The sequence below is a fragment of the Ignavibacteriota bacterium genome, assembly GCA_016708125.1.
Classification (GTDB): domain Bacteria; phylum Bacteroidota; class Ignavibacteria; order Ignavibacteriales; family Melioribacteraceae.
On sequence record JADJGF010000001.1, the window covers coordinates 1609457 to 1627634 of the forward strand.

The 18178-nt window shown below is 30.9% G+C and carries 14 protein-coding genes; 10 read left to right on the forward strand and 4 right to left on the reverse strand.

The features are described from left to right. Positions 1 to 49: 49 nt before the first annotated feature. Positions 50 to 1030: an asparaginase gene (locus IPH62_07280; GenBank protein ID MBK7105068.1), complete on the reverse strand. Its 981-nt coding sequence runs from the start codon at positions 1028 to 1030 to the stop codon at positions 50 to 52. A 5-nt stretch (positions 1031 to 1035) separates the two neighbouring features. Beyond that, on the reverse strand, positions 1036 to 1965 hold the full coding sequence (locus IPH62_07285; GenBank protein ID MBK7105069.1) for an NAD-dependent epimerase/dehydratase family protein: 930 nt from the start codon (positions 1963 to 1965) through the stop codon (positions 1036 to 1038). A gap of 793 nt (positions 1966 to 2758) precedes the next feature. On the opposite strand from IPH62_07285, the gene dnaA reads away from it, so the two are divergent. Continuing rightward, entirely contained in the window at positions 2759 to 4132 is a 1374-nt protein-coding gene (dnaA, locus tag IPH62_07290; GenBank protein MBK7105070.1) for a chromosomal replication initiator protein DnaA, read from the forward strand. 55 nt (positions 4133 to 4187) lie between these two features. Here the strand turns inward: dnaA and IPH62_07295 are convergent, their stop codons facing one another. Next, positions 4188 to 4547, reverse strand: a complete 360-nt coding sequence (locus tag IPH62_07295) for an MmcQ/YjbR family DNA-binding protein (protein MBK7105071.1) — start codon at positions 4545 to 4547, stop codon at positions 4188 to 4190. A gap of 111 nt (positions 4548 to 4658) precedes the next feature. Here IPH62_07295 and IPH62_07300 point away from each other — a divergent pair, with 111 nt between their 5' ends. The 3 genes from IPH62_07300 (at position 4659) to IPH62_07310 (ending at position 8458) form a co-directional block, all read left to right on the forward strand. Next, positions 4659 to 6725 (forward strand): carboxy terminal-processing peptidase, encoded by a 2067-nt coding sequence (locus IPH62_07300; protein MBK7105072.1) that lies wholly within the window; start codon positions 4659 to 4661, stop codon positions 6723 to 6725. A gap of 79 nt (positions 6726 to 6804) precedes the next feature. Further along, positions 6805 to 6969 (forward strand): hypothetical protein, encoded by a 165-nt coding sequence (locus IPH62_07305; protein MBK7105073.1) that lies wholly within the window; start codon positions 6805 to 6807, stop codon positions 6967 to 6969. A 142-nt stretch (positions 6970 to 7111) separates the two neighbouring features. Then, positions 7112 to 8458, forward strand: a complete 1347-nt coding sequence (locus IPH62_07310; GenBank protein ID MBK7105074.1) for a lysine 2,3-aminomutase — start codon at positions 7112 to 7114, stop codon at positions 8456 to 8458. A gap of 63 nt (positions 8459 to 8521) precedes the next feature. Here IPH62_07310 and IPH62_07315 read toward each other — a convergent pair whose 3' ends face one another. Continuing rightward, positions 8522 to 9064, reverse strand: coding sequence for a NifU family protein (locus IPH62_07315; GenBank protein ID MBK7105075.1), 543 nt, complete (start codon positions 9062 to 9064; stop codon positions 8522 to 8524). Positions 9065 to 9371: 307 nt separating this feature from the next. Between IPH62_07315 and htpX the strand changes: the two genes are divergently transcribed. From htpX to gltB, 6 genes are all read left to right on the forward strand, one after another. Then, entirely contained in the window at positions 9372 to 10205 is an 834-nt protein-coding gene (htpX, locus tag IPH62_07320) for a zinc metalloprotease HtpX (GenBank protein MBK7105076.1), read from the forward strand. Positions 10206 to 10223: 18 nt separating this feature from the next. Next, entirely contained in the window at positions 10224 to 10439 is a 216-nt protein-coding gene (locus IPH62_07325; protein ID MBK7105077.1) for a dodecin domain-containing protein, read from the forward strand. 371 nt (positions 10440 to 10810) lie between these two features. Beyond that, on the forward strand, positions 10811 to 11149 hold the full coding sequence (locus IPH62_07330) for a P-II family nitrogen regulator (GenBank protein ID MBK7105078.1): 339 nt from the start codon (positions 10811 to 10813) through the stop codon (positions 11147 to 11149). Between the two features lie 28 nt (positions 11150 to 11177). After that, positions 11178 to 12506, forward strand: a complete 1329-nt coding sequence (locus IPH62_07335) for an ammonium transporter (protein ID MBK7105079.1) — start codon at positions 11178 to 11180, stop codon at positions 12504 to 12506. Between the two features lie 31 nt (positions 12507 to 12537). Beyond that, positions 12538 to 13224 (forward strand): hypothetical protein, encoded by a 687-nt coding sequence (locus tag IPH62_07340; GenBank protein MBK7105080.1) that lies wholly within the window; start codon positions 12538 to 12540, stop codon positions 13222 to 13224. A gap of 423 nt (positions 13225 to 13647) precedes the next feature. After that, complete coding sequence (gene gltB, locus IPH62_07345; protein MBK7105081.1) at positions 13648 to 18177, forward strand: glutamate synthase large subunit; 4530 nt, start codon at positions 13648 to 13650, stop codon at positions 18175 to 18177. Position 18178: the final 1 nt, after the last annotated feature.

An 18178-nucleotide genomic window follows, 5' to 3' on the forward strand; every position in this document is an offset into this window, starting at 1 on the left:
TGAAAAAAATTAAAACATAATTCATTTTGAGAATCAAATTTAAAAAATTTTAATTCTCAAATATTTTTTTCAATTCTATGTTTTTCAGACCTTTTCCCAAAGCCAGCATAAGTTTTATTCTAGCTTTTTGCCCGTTTAAATAATCTGAAAATATAACTCCGCTTTTCTTTAACCATTTCCCGGCGCCTTCATAACTGTAAATATCTAAAGTTTCTCCAGCTGGGCAGCGAGAAACTAAAACTACCGGAATATTTTTACTCAACACATATTTAATTCCTTCAAATGCCGGCGGCGGAACATTACCAACTCCGAGCGCTTCAACAACTAATCCATCAATTTTTGTATCGGCAATAAGTTTAAAAATATTTTCTTTAATTCCGGCATAAACTTTTATTATATCAACATTCGAGTTTATTTTATCAGTTTCAATTTTTTCTAATTTTCTCGGCAAACGATTAAACCAAACTTTTCCTTTATCAATAAAACCCAATGCGCCAAAATCCAAACTGTGGAATGTTTCAATATCTTCCGTGTGAGTTTTTGTTACTTCGCTTGCAGCATTTATTTCTCCGTTTAGACAAACCAAAACTCCCAAACTTTTACTGTTTTCATTATTACAAATACTAATTGCATTAATTAAATTTTTTGGTCCGTCCCAATCCGGTTCCGTGCTTGTTTTCATTGCACCAATTATTACAATTGGTTTTTCGGTATTAATTGTAAGATCAAGCAAATATGCGGTTTCTTCAAGCGTATCGGTTCCGTGTGTTACAATTATTCCATCAACATTTTTTTTCTTTATGAATTTTTGAATTGTTTGAGAAAGATTTAACATTAATTCCGGAGTCATATGCGGACCGGGAAAATTTCCAAAATTGTAAATTGAAATATTTGCCAATCCTTTTACTTCTGGAATCATTTCAATTAATTCTTCACCGTGGAAATACGGAATTGCTCCGCCGGTTTCTTTATCAATTTTCATTGAAAAAGTTCCGCCCGTAAATACAACTAAAATATTTTTCTTTTTCATTTTTTTTATTTTTTCAAATTCTCAAAATATTTTATTGTTGTTTCCAAAGAAGAAGTTAAATCGTGCGAAGGATTAAATTTCAAATTTTCCCGCGTTTCTTTTATTGATGCCAAACTATGTTTAATATCTCCGGCTCGCGTTGGCTGATAAATTATTTCACTTTTTGAATTTGTAGTTTTGATAATTAGTTTTGCCAAATCATTTATTGTAATTGCTTGCTCGTTTGCAACGTTAAAAACTCCAATTACATTTTCAGTAGTTGCCGCCAAAACATTTGCTAGAACCACATCTTTAACGTAAACAAAATCGCGGGTTTGCTCACCATCACCGTAAATTATTATTGGCTCATTTTTTAACGCTTTATAAACAAAAATCGGAATTGCCGCCGCATATTGACTTTTAGGATCTTGTCGCGGACCAAAAACATTAAAATATCTTAAAGAAGTTGTTTGTAAACCATATTGCTCAAAATACATTTGAAGATAATATTCACCGTCAAGTTTTGTAATTCCGTACGGAGTTTGAGGTTTTGGTTTCATGCCTATATCTTTCGGCAAACGAGGATCATCACCATAAATTGCGGCAGAACTTGAATGAACAACTTTTTTAATTCCGTGTAATTTTGCAGCATCCAAAACATTTAACAAACCTTTTACATTTATATCCAAACATTCATCAGGTTTTTCAAGAGATTCCGGAACAGAAATTAATGCCGCAAGATGAAAAACATAATCTGCGGTTTCCAAAACTTCGTTAACAAAATTTTTATCGGTTATACTTCCATTTCTAAAATTTACATTTTTAAAATCGGCGATATTTTTTTCAAATCCGCTGCGTAAATTATCCAAAACATGAACTTCTGCATTTTGGTTTGACCAATATTCCACAATATGACTTCCAATAAATCCCGCACCGCCGGTTACAACAATTTTCATAAAATATCCTCATAGTTTTAAATTTTCTTAGAAAAGATAACAATTTTTAGTTGTTTAAATATTTACAAATTAGGTGAAATATTTTTCAAAAAACTACATAAAATTCTAAAAGCATAATTCTCGGTAACTACAAATAAAACAATAAATTAACGGAAATATTATCGACTTTGACTTTTTAAAATTTCTTTCGGCTGTAATTATTATCGAAATCTTACAAATTTTATTTTATTATAAAATAATGTTTTACGGAAATTGTAAATAATTAATTTGTTCAAAAAAAATATTTGCAATAATTTGAGTGTATCAGAAGCAGCAAGTTAATAATTTGTTTGGCTATAAAATAACTTAAATAACCATTTTTATTCCTTTTAATTATCAATATTTCTGACTTCTTTCAACTCGCAACATTAAATAAAAATTTTATTTTGTTATATAACAATGCATTAGAAAATTGTTGAAAAATTAATTTGTACGGAAGGATTTTTAAACATATTTTAATTCATAGTTGAACACCCAAACCAATGTTGATAACTTGTTGATAAATTGAAATCGTGAAACGTTTCATACCTTAAAAGGTCAATAAAATTTTCTCAATTTACAGTAATTGTTTGTGATTAAGAATTAAATTAAGTCCATAACTCATTAAAATATAATGAGTTAGAAATTGTTTCTGAATGTGGATAATTTGTTAATAAAATAAATTGAAGAAATCTAAATCATACACTAAATATTTTTTATTTCATCTAATTTCTTGTTAAAAACTGTGGATAACTTAAAAATTTCGATAAACACTTTGGCAAAATCGCAAGACAACAATTCTATTCCAATTTGGAAGGAATGTTTAAAATTGATAAAGCAAAACGTATCAAATATAACATACAATACTTGGTTTTTACCAATTAAACCTTTTGATTGCGACGGAACAACTCTTAGAATTTCTGTACCAAATAATTTTTTTATAGAATGGATTGAAGAACATTATAATACTTTAATAAACAAAACTTTAAATCAAGTATTGGGTTCGGAAGCAAAATTAATTTATATAATAAGCGAAGAAGAAAAAGAAGATCTGCAATTATTTGATCCGCCGGTTGTTGAGACAAAAAAAGTAACTGCAAAAACCGAACAGTTGAATTTTGAATCAAATATTAGTCCGCGTTACACATTTGATAATTTTATAAAAGGGGAATCAAATCAACTTGCGCGCGCTGCGGCAATTGCAATTTCAGATAATCCCGGCGAAACTTCTTTTAATCCATTGTTTATTTACGGCGGAGTTGGTTTAGGTAAAACTCACTTAATTCAGGCAATCGGAAATAATATTTTAAGTAAATATCCAAATAAAAAGATAATATATCTTTCGGCGGATATTTTTACAACCCAGTTTGTTGAAGCGATTCAATCAAACAATGTTGCGGATTTTTCCAGTTTTTACAATAATATGGATGTTTTAATTATAGATGACATTCAATTTTTAACCGGAAGAGAGAAGACCCAAGATCTGTTTTTTCACATTTTTAATATTCTTCATCAGGCAAGAAAGCAAATTATTCTTTCAAGCGATAGACCGCCAAAAGATTTAAAGGGAATGAATGATAGATTAATTTCAAGATTTCAATGGGGATTAACTGCCGATGTTCAAGCTCCGGATTTTGAAACAAGAATTGCAATTTTGAAAAATAAAAGCGATAGTTTCGGAATTTCACTCTCTAACGAAATTTTGGATTACATTGCTTATAATATTACTTCAAATATTAGAGAATTGGAAGGCTGTTTAATTAAATTGTTAGCAAATTCTTCATTAAGCGGAAGAGAAATTGATTTTGAATTAACAAGAAAAACCGTTAATGAAATTTCTACAAGAAAAGAAGTAAATGTTTCAATTGATAGTATTACAAAAATTGTATGTCAAGAATTTAAAGTAGAGGAAAATAAGGTTAGAGAAAAAAATAGAAAAAAAGAAGTTGTTTTAGCTCGACAAATTGCAATGTATTTATCTAAAAAATTAACGAAAGCTTCATTAAAGACCATAGGTCTTCATTTTGGCGGAAGAGATCATTCAACGGTAATTCATGCTTTTAGTAATATTGAAAAATTAACTTCTGAAGATATACAACTTAACGAAGTGGTCAGCGGATTAAAAAATAAACTCGAGTTGGGGGTATAGACTTCTGTTAGTTAATGAATGCAAGATAATTTGACCGGGGAAAATCCTCGGTCAATTATCTAAAACTTTTCTCAATTATCTCTTTTTCTTTCTTCGGCAACTTTTCATAAACCAATTTGTACGAGTTATCAATTAAATTAAAAACAAATTTATTACTTAATTTTCCATCAAGATTTATCGTAATCCAGTATTTTTTATTCATGTGATATCCGGGCATAATTTCTTCGTTTTCTTCAATCAAATTTATTACATCTTCCGGTTCACATTTCAAATTAATTTTTAATGGAGTTTCCATACTTACAAGACAAAACATTTTGCTTCCGACTTTAAACACTAAAGTTTCTTCATCAAAAGGAAAATCTTCTTTTGATCCATTTTTATTTAAGCAGTATTCTCGTAATTTTTCTAATTCCAAATCAATAACTTTCATTTAAGAATGTAAATTTCTTATATTTCCAAAATTCACAATGAAACATTATTTAAATTTTATTGTAACAAACCTTACCTTAAAAATAGGATTATTTTAATGAAGAAATATATAATTCTCTTATCGGCGTTTTTAATTTTAAATAATTGTCAAAAAAATATTTCTGAAGATTTACATGCTCAAAATCAAATTGTAGACACAAATAAAGTTGTTGAGCCTTTAGATTTTTATCCGGAAATAAATAAAATGGTAACAACAATTTTATCGCGTTATCATTATAAAAAATTTGATCTTGATGATTCGCTTTCATCAGTTGTTTTTAATAATTATATAAATTCTCTTGATTACAACAAGTCGTATTTTTTAAAATCTGATTTGGACAATTTTGAAAAATATAAATTTGCTTTAGATGAAAATCTTCACTTGGGAAACCTTTTGCCCGCGTATGAAATTTTTAATGTTTATAAAACACGAATGAACGAAAGAATGAAATACGTTCTTGGCAGATTAAACAAAGAATTTGATTTTACAAAGAATGAAACTTTTATAATTGATAGAGAAAAAGAATCTTGGGCAATTAATAATGATGAACTTGATGAAATATGGAGACAGAAATTAAAAAACGAAGCTTTGAATCTTAAATTAAGCGGTAAAGAATGGGAGAAATCAAAAGAGACATTAATTCAGCGATACAAAAATTACCATAAAGCAATTTTACAATTTAAATCCGAAGATGTTTTGCAACTTTATTTAAATTCATTTGCAGATGCAATTGATCCGCACTCAAATTATTTAGCTCCGCGAACTTCTGAAAATTTTAACATAAGAATGAAACTTTCATTAGAAGGAATTGGCGCAACTTTGCAGACAGATAATGATTACACAAAAGTTGTAAATATTGTTCCGGGCGGACCCGCATTTAAAGCTGATAATATTCATGCAGATGATTTAATTTCCGGAGTTGGACAAGGCGATGAAGAAATTGTAGATGTAATCGGCTGGAGAATTGATGATGTTGTTGATTTAATCCGCGGCGATAAAGGAACAAAAGTTAGGTTAACAGTTTTACGCGCAAAAAATGGAATTGATTCTAAACCGGATACAATTTCAATAATTAGAGATAAAGTAAAATTAGAAGAACAAGCTGCGCAGAAAAAAGTTATTTCAATAAATGAAAATAATGTTGATTATAAATTAGGCGTAATTGAAATTCCAAGTTTTTATGTAGATTTTGATGCAAAAAGAAATGGCGATCCCGATTTTAGAAGTACAACCCGAGATGTTGCTAAAATTTTAGATGAATTGAAAAAAGAAAATGTGGATGGAATAATTGTCGATTTGAGAAATAATGGCGGCGGTGCTCTTGATGAAGCTGTTGAACTAACTGGATTATTTATTAAAGATGGTCCGGTTGTTCAAGTTAGGCAATCAAACGGAAGTATAACCGTTGAGAAAGATCCGGATCCGGCAATTATTTATAATGGACCCATGGCAGTTGTAATAAATAGATACAGCGCTTCAGCTTCGGAAATTTTTTCCGGTGCAATACAAGATTACGGAAGAGGAATTGTTTTAGGCGAACAATCATATGGAAAAGGAACAGTTCAAAATTTAATTGGATTAGAAAGATTTGTTCCATCTGCCGGAGATCAAAGCGGACAATTAAAACTCACAATTGCAAAATATTATAGAATTAACGGAAGCAGTACACAAAATCTTGGCGTAATTCCGGATGTTCAATTTCCAACTGCTGTTGATCCAAATGAATATGGAGAAAGCTCAATGCCAAGCGCACTTGAATGGGACCAAATTCAAACAAGTCAGTTTAAAAAATATGGAGATTTTACTTCAATTCTTCCTAAACTGATTAAAAAACATCATGAAAGAATTTTAACGGAACCTGAGTTTAATTATTTATTGGAAGACATTGAAGAATACAAAGAAAATAAAAATAAAATTGAATTTTCCTTAAACGAAGTAGTAAGAAAAAAAGAAAGAGATGAAAGAGAACTTAAAAGAAAACAAAGAGAAGAAGAACGGGAAAAATTAAATAAGATTGAAATAATTGATAAAAAAGAAGTAACTAAAAAAAGTTTAAAAGTTGAAGATCCTTTTTTGGAAGAAAGTGGTCGTATTTTGGTTGATTTATTACAAAAACAAGGTTAGTGATTTGATGAGATTTATCGCATTTCATCTTTGACTTTTTTTTTGTAATTTTACAATAAAATTAAGGGAGAAATTAACAATGGCTAAAAAGCAAACATTTGCTGATAAAGCAAAAAATACTGGTAAAAAAGTTGATATTAATGTTAAAGTTGTAAAAACATTAAAATCTGATAAAGGAAGTTATAAATTTCAAGAAAGTTTTGTTAAAATAGACGATATCAGTAAAGTAAATACCATTAAATAAATGAAGCGGCTTTTGCCGCTTCTATCTTATTCCATTTTCAAATATTCCTAAATAATTAAATCCTTATCTTTTTCCTAAAAATCAATACTTCAAAAACTGTTAATAATTTTTATTTGAATCTAAAATAAGTTAGGAGGAAAAAATGATTACTCCAAAACTGAAAATATTTCAACTAAAAGACTTAAATAACATTTTGCAGCTAAAGGCACTTCCTAAAGATGAGATTTTTAATATGGAAGTTGTTGCAAATGTATTACCTTTTAGAGTAAATAATTATGTTTTAGAAGAATTAATTGATTGGTCAAACATTCCCCAAGATCCGATTTTTCAATTAACTTTTATGCATAAAGAAATGTTGAGTCCGCCGCAATTTATAAAAATGGCTGATGCATTAAAAAGAAATTTACCGAACAGAATGGTAAAACAAATTTCTGATGAAATTAGGTTAGAATTAAATCCTCACCCAGCCGGACAGTTAACCGCAAATATTCCGTTTCTTGATAACTTTCCGATAAAAGGATTACAGCATAAATATAAAGAAACGGTTTTGATTTTTCCTTCAGGTGGGCAAACTTGCCACTCTTATTGTTCTTTTTGTTTTAGATGGGCTCAATTTGTTGGAATTGATAATTTAAAATTTGCAACAGATGAATCGAAAAAATTTCAAGAATATATAAAAACACATAAAGAAATTACGGATATTCTTTTTACCGGCGGAGATCCAATGGTTATGAAATATCAAAAATTGAAAACTTACATTGAACCATTTTTATCACATCAATTTGAACATATTCAGAATATTAGGATTGGAACAAAGTCATTAGCATATTGGCCTTATAGATTTATTACAGATTCAGATTCAAATCAAATACTAAAATTATTTGAAAAAATAATAAGATCCGGAAAACATTTATCAATTATGGCTCATTTTAGTCATTACAATGAACTCCAAACAAAAATTGTTAATGAAGCAATTCAAAAACTACGAAATATTGGTGTGGAGATTAGAACTCAGTCACCGGTTGTAAAACATGTAAATGATAAATCAGAAATTTGGGAAAAAATGTGGAAAGAACAAGTTAGGCTTGGTTTAATTCCATATTACATGTTTGTTGAAAGAAACACTGGAGCAAAAAAATATTTTGAAATACCAATTATGAAAGTTTTTAAAATATATAAAAAAGCATTTAAAAATGTTTCTGGATTAAGCCGTACTGCAAGAGGACCGGTTATGTCGGCATTGCCAGGAAAAGTAGCGGTTGAAGGAATTGCAGAAGTTAATAATGAAAAAGTTTTTGTTCTAAATTTACTTCAAGCAAGAAATCCCGATTGGGTAAAAAAACCGTTTTTTGCTTCTTTTGATTCAACAGCAACTTGGTTTACACATTTAACACCGGCATTTGGAAATGAAGAATTTTTCTTTGATGAAGAATTAAATAATATGATTGCAGAAAAAGAAGAAAGGTTTATTGAAGATCATTTGAATTGAAAAATTTTACAGCCCAACTTTTGAAAAAAGCTGGGCTGTAATTTCCCCTATAATTTAATATATTTATCCGCTAACTACTTCCATAAAAGGATCAATTTCGCGCTTCAATAAATTCTCAATTGCTACTAATGTTCCTTGAATTGCACTTGGACAAGTTCCGCAAGCTCCTTGATATCTAATTGTTAAAGTTTTATCATGTAAATCTAAAACTTGTAAACCTCCGCCGTCTCCGGCAAGTGCGGGTCTAACTCTTTTATCAAGAAGATCATTAATATGCTTTAGCATTTCAGATTCATTTGCAGAAGAATTTATATTTTCTGATTCTTGAGGAATTAAATTCTTATCAAAATTTTTAATAAGATTTACAAAAGGCATTTGAATTTTTCCCCAGCTAATATTTGGTTCTTTTTCAATTGTAATAAATCTATCCATATAAAAAACAGAAACAATGCCGGGTAATTCAAAAATTAATTTAGCAATCGGATCATTTTCTGCTTCTACTTTTGATTTAAAACTTCTTGTTTCTCTATTTAATAATTTTTCACTCAATATAAATTTTAAAGCTTGGGGATTTGGTGTTAAATCAACATCTTTTACCATTAACATATTTTATTCCTTATTTTTTTACAACTCGTAATTAATTGTATTAAAAAAGAAATAACTTTTCAAGATCATTTCTCAGCTCAAATTAAAACAATCAAAATAAATTTTCCAAAATCAACTTATTTTGAAACTTCAGAAAAATTTGATTGTAGAATTTTTATAAAATTTTGTACTGGAAATTAATTCGTAGAATAAAATATTTTTTCGTATGATTAAATTTTCTTCGAGTTTAAATTTTAATTTTATTATACTTTTTCACTTAAAAATTGTTTAATTTTTTAAAAATTACCAAAAGAATAAAGGTTTAATTATGCAAAGTAACTTTAGAACTTTTTTATTAATGATGGCTTTAACGCTTCTATTTATTTGGATTGGCGGAATTGTTGGAGGAAAAACCGGATCAATAATTGCTTTAATAATTGCTGCTGGAATGAATTTTTACAGCTACTGGTTTAGCGATAAAATGGTTTTAAGCAGATATAAAGCCAATGAAATTGGTCCAGACCATCCAAGCGGACTTTATCAAATGGTAGAAAAATTAGCTAACAACGCTCAATTGCCAATGCCAAAAGTTTATATAACTCCCGAACAAACTCCCAATGCATTTGCAACCGGAAGAAATCCCCAGCACGCTGCAGTTGCTGCTACTCAAGGAATTTTAAGAATTTTATCTAAAGATGAACTTGAAGGAGTTATGGCTCACGAATTAGCTCATGTAAAACATCGTGATATTTTAACAAGCGCAATTGCCGCAACTTTTGCAGGAGCTTTGGCTACACTTGGACAAATTGCACATTTTAGTTCTGATAGAAGAGAAAATCCAATGGCTGGTTTATTTATGATGATTTTAGCTCCGATTGCCGGAATGGTAATTAGAATGACAATTTCACGAGTTAGAGAATTTGCCGCAGATAAAGGCGGAGCAGAAATTTCGGGAAAACCATTAGGCTTAGCCACGGCACTTTACAAATTGCAAAATGGTGTTCAACAAATTCCTATGATAACAGGAAGGGAATCCGACTCACATATGTTTATAATCAATCCATTTTTTGGCGGAATGCAAAAATTATTTTCTACACATCCTTCAACTGAAGATAGAATAAAAAGATTGGAAGAAATTGCCGGACAAAAAATATTTAACTAAAAAAGAAAGAGGTATAAAATGTCAAACATTAATTCTGGTGCAATAAAAGTTATTGAAATTATTGGAATTTCAGAAAAAAGTTTTGATGATGCCGTAAATCAAGCAGTTAAAAAAGCATCAATATCAATAAAGGGAATTACCGGTGTTGAAGTTATAAAGCACAGTGCAAAAGTTGAAGACGGAAAAATTGTGCAATTTAAAGCAAATGTTAAATTAGCTTTTGCAGTTGAATAAGTAACAGCAATTCTTTCAAATGTTGTCATTGATTTTCAGTGACAACATTTTATTAAAACTCCAAATCGCATCTCTCTTTTCAAATCCATTAACTCTTTCTACAAACATCTATATTTAAAATATTCATAAAAACCCAAATAATTTCCTTATAAAACAAATACGTTCAATTTGATGGTAATAATTATTAAGGTAAAATAAGAAATCTAACCTAATATATAAGTCAAAAATCAAATTATACAAAAATAAATTAGATTAAAATTTGACAAAATAGAAATTTATTATATATTTGCGGGTAGATTTCTAAATTATTAAGTCGAAATATAAATTACAACATATATATTATGGTAATATCTATCAAATAGGAGAATAAAATGAAAAAAGTGGAAGCAATAATTAGACCCGGAAAATTGGATATTCTGCACACTGCTCTCCAAGAAGAAGGTTTTGCGGGAATTACAGTTACGGAAGTTAGAGGTTATGGCAGACAAAAAGGTCATAAAGAAATTTACAGAGGATCTGAGTATAATCTTGAATTTGTGCCCAAAGTTAAAGTTGAACTTATTTGTTCTGATGACGCTGTAGAAAAAGCAATCCAGATAATTATTGAAAAAAGTAAAACCGGAAAAATAGGTGATGGTAAAATTTTTATCATTCCTATAGAAGATGCAATCCGAATTAGAACCGAAGAATCCGGTGAATCAGCAGTTTAAAATTAAATAATATAAAATGGAGATTTAAATGAAACGGTTACTAAAAATTTTACTTTTGATATTAATAATATCGCCTATTTTAATGTTTGCTGAGGAATCAACTCCAACTGTTGAATCAAATGCGAACGCAATTGCAGAAGTTCAAACAAATGCAAATTATGTATGGACATTAGTTGCCGCTTTCTTAGTTTTCTTTATGCAAGCTGGTTTCGCAATGGTTGAAACTGGCTTAACAAGAGCTAAAAATGCCGCAAATATTATGATGAAAAATTTAATGGATTTTGCTTTTGGTAGTTTGGCCTATTGGATTTTAGGTTTTGGATTAATGTTTGGAGTAAATGCAACAGGTTGGTTTGGAACTACTGGATTTCTTTTTAGCGATTTTGCAAAAGAAGGAGATCCATGGCTTTATGCTTTTTGGATGTTTCAAGTCGTTTTTGCCGCAACGGCAGCTACAATTGTCTCTGGAGCTATGGCTGAAAGAACAAAGTTTGTCGGATATCTCATATATAGTGTTGTAATAAGTGCTTTTATTTATCCAATATTTGGCAGTTGGGCTTGGGGAAGTTTATTTCATGGAAGTGGTTGGTTAGAAGGATTGGGATTTATTGATTTTGCCGGATCAACAGTAGTTCATTCAGTTGGTGGCTGGGCTGCTTTAGCTGGAGCAATTGTATTGGGTCCAAGAATAGGCAAATATGGTAAAGATGGAAAACCAAAAGCTATTCCAGGTCACAATTTAGTTTTAACTGCTTTAGGGACTTTTATATTGTGGTTTGGCTGGTTTGGATTTAATCCTGGAAGTACAACTGCAGCAAACACAGATATTGCATTAATAGCTGTTACAACAAATTTAGCCGCCGCCGCCGGAGCAGTTAGTTCAATGTTCACTGCATGGCTTACTTTAGGAAAACCAGATGCAAGCATGACTTTAAATGGTACCCTAGCAGGTCTGGTAGCAATAACTGCTGGTTGTGCAAACGTTTCACCATTAAGCGCGGTTATAATAGGATTATTAGCTGGTATATTGGTTGTATTTAGTGTTCTGTTTATTGAACGAAAATTAAAAGTTGATGATCCAGTTGGTGCAATTTCTGTTCACGGAGTTTGTGGAGCATTTGGAACAATAGCAGCAGGTGTTTTTAGTGTTGAAGGGTTTTCATTAAGTGTTGTCGGTACTCAACTAATAGGTGTTGCAGCTGCATTTTTATGGGTTTTTCCACTAGCATTTGGCTTATTTAAGTTAATTGATAAAACTATTGGATTAAGAGTTACACCAGAAGAAGAGTTAGATGGTTTAGATATTGGAGAGCATGGTATGGAAGCTTATCCGGAATTTGAAAAAGTAACTAATTAAAAATAATATAAAATATCTTTATGGAGAAATCATGAAATCAATTAAAAACATATTTTTTATAATTATATTTTTATCATCATTTTCACTTGCTCAAACAACTTTATCCGGCGGTGCAGATTTTGTAAGCAGATATGTTTGGCGAGGATTAGATTTTGGTAATTCCGGAAGCATTCAGCCAACTCTTTCTTTAGCTGCGGGAAGTTTTGAAGTGGGTTTCTGGGGATCATATCCTTTCACAAGCGATGCAACGGGTGCAGAAGAAATGGATTTGTATGCAAGTTATTCGGTTTCAGATTTTTCATTAATATTCACAGATTATTACTTTCCAAAAAGTGGAAGAAAATATGGAAGTTATAAAGACGAAAATGGAGCTCATACTCTTGAAGTTGGATTGAGTTATGCCGGATCAGAAAGCTTTCCACTTTCGCTTGCGGCATTTGTTAATGTTTTTAATGATTCTGATAATTCAATTTACTTTGAGCTCGGTTATTCAACTTCCGTTAGTGAAGTTGGTTTAGATCTTTTTGTTGGCGGAACTCCGGGCGGAGATAATGCTTTTTATGGAACAACAGAATTTAATTTAATTAATATCGGTGCAAAAGTTTCTAAAGATATTAAAATTACAGAAGATTTTGCATTACCAATTTTTACAAGTTATGTTCTTAATCCAAATCAAGAAGTTGGTTACTTAATTTTTGGAGTAAGTTTAGGAATGTAAAAGTATTTTTTACCAATTTATAAAAGTCCCGAAAATTAAACTTAGAACCCAATAAATTTTCGGGATTTTTTATAAATAGAAATATTTTATTATTCTTAATAAGTGATACTAAATGTAAAAATAATTAAATAAAATTAGGCATAACACAGAAATTACATACAATTTAATTGGATAAATTTTAATTAATGTTTGTTTTTTGAAAAAATTCCGAATTAATATGTTGTAATTATTCAAAAAAATTTTATCTTTTTGGGTTATTAAAACTTCATTTATCTAAGAGGATGATCCCTCAAACATTTGAAGTACTCTGAGCTTACAATCTAATGATCTTAGAATTGTAAATTGGAATATTAAAAACTACCAATCGATTGCCGATTTATTTTAAGATAAATTTTAGGAAAGAAAATGAGCGGACAAAATATTATGCCCGGAAAACAAGGTTTGTACAATCCAGATTTTGAACATGAAAGCTGTGGAGTTGGATTTGTTGCAAATGTAAAAGGCGACAAAACTCATGAAATCGTAACAAACGGAATTGAGATTCTTGAAAATTTAAAACATAGAGGAGCTGTCGGCGGAGATTCCAAAACCGGAGACGGTGCCGGAATAATGACGCAAATTCCGGATACATTTTTACGCCGAGTTTGTCATAATATTGATATTGAACTTCCTCAAGTTGGTGATTACGGAGTTGGCTTAGTCTTTCTTCCAACAATTGCCGAAGACAGACATAAAATTGAAGCAATTATTGAAAGAATTACAATTGATGAAAATCAAAATTTTTTAGGATTGAGAGACGTTCCTTATAATGATTATGATATAGGAAAAGTTGCACTTTCCGTAATGCCTCTAATGAAACAAATTTTAATAGGCAGAGGTGAGCAAACTCCAAAAGAAGAGTTTGAAAAAAGACTTTTAATAATTCGAAAAAGAATTGGGTTAAAAATTCGCGGCACTGATTTATCACAAAAAAATTATTTTTATATCTGCAGCTTATCTTCAAAGACGCTTGTGTATAAAGGTCAACTTATGGCTGAGCAGTTAAAAGGATTTTTTCCGGATTTATCAGAACCGGATTTCGTTTCGGCATTAGCGTTAGTTCATTCGCGATACAGCACAAATACATTTCCAACTTGGGCTTTGGCACATCCTTATAGAATTATTGCACATAACGGAGAAATCAACACATTAAAAGGAAATAAAAATTGGTTCAACACAAGAGAGAAACAATTTCAAAGTAAAATTTTTAGTGATGAATTAGAAAAAATAATGCCGCTTTTGGCTCCAAGTAAAAGTGACTCTGCAGCTTTTGATAATGTGCTCGAAGTCCTTGTTGCATCGGGGAGATCTTTGCCTCATGCAATAATGATGATGATTCCGGAAGCATTTTCCGGTGATAAAAACATGCCGGAATTTAAGAAAGCTTTTTATGAATATCACTCCGCTTTAATTGAACCTTGGGATGGACCAGCCGCAATTTCTTTTACCGATGGAAGATATATTGGTTCGGTTTTAGATAGAAACGGCTTACGCCCGCTTAGATATTGGATTACAAAAGATTATAAAGTTATAATGGCTTCAGAATCCGGAACATTAAGAATTAATCCAGCTGAAATTATTAGAAAAGGAAGACTTCAACCCGGAAAAATATTTTTGGTTGATACTCAAGAAGGAAAAATTTTACGAAACAAAGAAATTAAAAATCAAATTTGCAATCAGCAAAATTATACACAATGGCTTAAAGATAATTTAATTCACATAAATGATTTACCGGAATTGCAAAACAAGTTTATCCCAAGTAAAGTTGCAATTAAAACAAAACAGAAAATATTTGGTTACACTTTAGAAGATATTAAATTCATTATTAAGCCCATGGCTATTGAGGGAAAAGAAGCAATTGGCTCAATGGGTGCAGATACTCCAATTGCATTGCTAAGTAAGAAACCTCAATTATTATTTAATTATTTCAAACAATTATTCGCTCAAGTTACAAATCCGCCAATTGATGCAATTCGAGAAGAAATAATTATGAGCGAACAAGTAATGCTTGGTCCGGAAAAAAATTTATTAGAAGAAACTCCAGAGCATTGCAGAAGATTGAAAATTGATAAACCTATTTTGTTAAATGAGCAGCTTTGGAAAATAAAAGAATTAGATCGAGTTGATTTGCGCGCGGAAACATTTCCGACAATTTATCCCAAAGGAAAAGTTGGCGGATTAGAGCGAGCCTTATCGGATGTGTTTATCAAAACCGATAAAGCAATTGAAAATGGAAAAACAATTATTATACTTTCTGATAGATATTCCGATGAAAATAATATTCCAATTCCAAGTTTATTGGTTTGTTCCGGATTGCATCATCACTTAATTAAGAAGGGAACAAGAACAAAAGTCAGCATTATTATTGAAACCGGCGAAGCAAGAGAAGTGCATCATTTTGCTTTGCTTATTGGTTACGGAGCCAATGCAATAAATCCATATTTAGTTTTTGAAAGCATTGAAGAACTAATTAAAAATAATGAGTTAAACGGAATCGGTTTTGAAAAAGCCCAACAAAATTACTTAAAAGCAGTTTCAGTTGGATTGTATAAAGTTATTTCCAAAATGGGAATTTCTACAATTCAATCATATTGCGGCGCACAAATATTTGAAGCTGTTGGATTGCAAGATGAATTAATAGAAAAATATTTTACCGGAACAATTTCACGTCTTGGCGGATTGGGAATTGATATGATTGAAAAAGAAGTAAACTTAAGACATGCCGCAGCTCTTAAAGTTTGTGAAAATAATAATTGTGAAGATGTTTTAGAAGAAGGCGGATATTATAGCTGGCGGGCAGAAGGTGAAAATCATCAATGGAATCCGGAAACAATTGCACTTTTACAGCATGCAGTAAGAAGTAATGATTTTAGCATTTATAAAAAATATTCTGAAATTGTAAATGATACAGAAAAAAATTACGGATTGATTCGTTCATATTTAAAATTCAAAGAAAGAAAAAGTATTCCAATTGAAGAAGTTGAACCGGTGGAAAATATTGTAAAAAGATTTGCAACCGGTGCAATGAGTTATGGCTCAATTTCAAAAGAAGCCCATGAAACATTAGCAATCGCAATGAATAGAATGGGCGGATTTTCAAATACCGGAGAAGGCGGGGAAGATCCCGAGCGATATGCAATTGATGAAAATGGAAATTTAAAAAGAAGCAGAATTAAACAAATTGCACAAGGAAGATTTGGTGTTACAATTGAATATTTAGTAAATGCGGATCAGCTACAAATAAAGATGGCGCAAGGCGCAAAACCCGGTGAAGGCGGACAATTACCCGGTGAAAAAGTCAGCGAAGAAATTGCAAAGACACGACATACAACCCCCGGGGTTGGATTAATTTCACCGCCTCCGCATCATGATATTTATTCAATAGAAGATTTAGCACAATTAATTTACGATTTGAAAAAATCTAATCCGGCAGCACAAGTAAGTGTAAAACTTGTGTCGGAAGCCGGAGTTGGAACTGTTGCAGCTGGTGTTTCAAAAGGAAAAGCGGATCATTTATTAATAAGCGGATATGAAGGCGGAACGGGTGCATCTCCATTAACTTCAATTAAACATGCCGGATTGCCAATGGAATTAGGCATTGCGGAAACTCAGCAAGTTTTAGTACTTAATGATTTAAGAAGAAGAATTAGAATTCAAGTTGACGGACAACTTAAAAGCGGAAGAGATGTTGTAATTGCCGCAATACTTGGAGCAGATGAATTTGGATTTGCAACTTCTGCACTTATTTCAATGGGTTGCGTAATGCTAAGAAAATGTCATTTAAATGCTTGTTCGGTTGGTATTGCAACACAAGATCCTCAATTAAGAAATGAGTTCAGAGGAAAACCCGAACATGTTATTAATTACTTTATGTTTATTGCCCAAGAAGTTAGAGAACTTATGGCGCAATTAGGAATTAAATATTTTGATGATCTTATTGGTAAAACCGAATTGTTAGAAAAGAGACAAAAGATTGATCATTGGAAAGCTAAATATTTAGATTTGAGAAGTGTACTTCATAAAACAGATGTTCCAATAAAAATGAAAGTTCATCATTCAGAATCACAAAAACATAATCTTGAAAATTCACTTGATAACAAATTAATTGAATCATGTAAGAAAGCAATCCAGAAACTAACTCCGGTGAGATTTAGTTGCGATATAAATAATGGAAATAGAACCGTCGGAACAATGTTAAGTTCAGTAATTGCAAAAAAGTATGGATTAAAAGGATTGCCGGAAGATACAATTCAAATTGATTTTGAAGGATCAGCGGGACAAAGTTTTGGCGCATTTTTAAGCAAAGGTGTAACTTTCTTTTTAGAAGGTGATGCAAATGATTATGTGGGCAAAGGACTTTCCGGAGGTAAGTTAATTATAAAACCTCAAGAAGATTCTCTACTAATTCCGGAAGAAAATATAATTGTTGGAAATGTTGTAATGTACGGCGCAATATTAGGAGACGTATTTATAAATGGAAAAGCCGGCGAAAGATTTGCGGTTAGAAACAGCGGAGCAAATGTTGTTGTTGAAGGAATTGGCGATCACGGCTGTGAATACATGACCGGTGGAAGAGTTGTTGTACTTGGTAAAACCGGAAGAAATTTTGCGGCGGGAATGAGCGGCGGAATTGCATATGTGTGGGATGTTGAAAATCAATTTGAAAATTTATGCAATATGGAAATGGTTGATTTATTTCCGGTTGTAAATCAAGAAGATAAAGATGAGGTACGCAATTTAATTATTAAACATTATCAATACACAAAAAGCAAAGTTGCAAAAAACATTTTAGATAATTGGATGGAAGTTCAACCGCAGTTTGTAAAAGTATTTCCTAAGGATTATCAAAAAGTTTTAGCGAAACAAAATAATGAAAATAAATTTGAAGAAGTTTTAATTGAAAGCAAGGATTAAC